The organism is Thermoflexus hugenholtzii JAD2 (genome assembly GCF_900187885.1).
In the GTDB taxonomy this organism is placed as follows: Bacteria; Chloroflexota; Anaerolineae; order Thermoflexales; family Thermoflexaceae; genus Thermoflexus; species Thermoflexus hugenholtzii.
In genome coordinates this window covers 1-1,222 of the sequence record NZ_FYEK01000056.1, presented here as the reverse complement: position 1 = coordinate 1,222, position 1,222 = coordinate 1, and the positions used below count along the sequence as shown (strand labels likewise).

Genomic DNA, 1,222 nt, shown 5'->3' with positions numbered 1-1,222 from the left:
AGGAGGCGAGCGATGTCGAAGGCGGTGTTTGTGCGGGCGAAGCCGCATGTGAATGTGGGGACGATTGGGCATATTGATCATGGGAAGACGACGCTGACGTCGGCGATTACGAAGGTGTTGTCGTTGCGGGGTTTGGCGGAGTTTGTGCCGTTTGAGCGGATTGACAAGGCGCCGGAGGAGCGGTTGCGTGGGATTACGATCAACATTACGCATGTGGAGTATGAGAGTGAGCGGCGGCATTATGCGCATATTGATTGTCCGGGGCATCGGGATTACATCAAGAATATGATTACGGGTGCGGCGCAGATGGATGGGGCGATATTGGTGGTGGCGGCGCCGGAGGGGCCGATGCCGCAGACGCGGGAGCATGTGTTGCTGGCGCGGCAGGTGAACGTGCCGGCGATGGTGGTGTTTTTGAACAAGGTGGATATGATGGATGATCCGGAGTTATTGGAGTTGGTGGAGTTGGAGGTGCGGGATTTGCTGAGCCAGTATGGGTATCCGGGGGATGAGGTGCCGGTGATTCGGGGGAGTGCGTTGCGGGCGTTGGAGAGCAAGAGCACGGATCCGGAGGCGGAGGAGTATCGGCCGATTTGGGAGCTGATTCGGGCGTTGGATGAGTATATTCCGGAGCCGGTGCGGGAGGTGGACAAGCCGTTTTTGATGCCGATAGAGGATGTGTTTAGCATTAAGGGGCGAGGGACGGTGGTGACGGGGCGGATTGAGCGGGGTCGGATTCGGCCGGGGGAGGAGGTGGAGATTGTGGGGTTGCGGGAGGAGGTGAAGCGGACGGTGGTGACGAGCATTGAGATGTTTCACAAGGCGTTGGAGGAGGGGATCGCGGGGGACAATGTGGGGTGCTTGTTGCGGGGAGTGGCGAAGGAGGAGGTGGAGCGGGGGATGGTGCTGGCGGCGCCGGGGACGATCAAGCCGCATCGGGAGTTTGAGGCGGAGGTGTATGTGTTGAAGAAGGAGGAGGGTGGGCGGCACAAGGCGTTTTTCAGCGGGTATAAGCCGCAGTTTTACTTTCGGACGGCGGATGTGACGGGGGAGATTCAGTTGCCGGCGGGGGTGGAGATGGTGATGCCGGGGGACAATGTGAACCTGCGGGTGCGGTTGATTGCGCCGGTGGCCATTGAGGAAGGGCTGCGCTTCGCCATCCGGGAAGGGGGGCTGACCGTCGGCGCCGGCGTGGTCACCAAAATCCTCGACTAACCCCTGG

Annotated in this window: 1 protein-coding gene; it reads left to right on the top strand. The window is 60.7% G+C overall.

Annotated elements, in window-relative coordinates; all coding sequences use genetic code 11:
• Positions 1–12 precede the first annotated feature (12 nt).
• A complete protein-coding gene (gene tuf / locus CFB18_RS11975; RefSeq protein ID WP_088572041.1) occupies positions 13–1,215 on the top strand; it encodes an elongation factor Tu in 1,203 nt (400 codons plus the stop codon).
• Positions 1,216–1,222: the final 7 nt, after the last annotated feature.

What these genes read in the sequence shown, in the direction of transcription:
- tuf (WP_088572041.1), top strand. Translation starts at nt 13, where the DNA reads ATGTCGAAGGCGGTGTTTGTGCGGGCGAAGCCGCATGTGAATGTGGGG.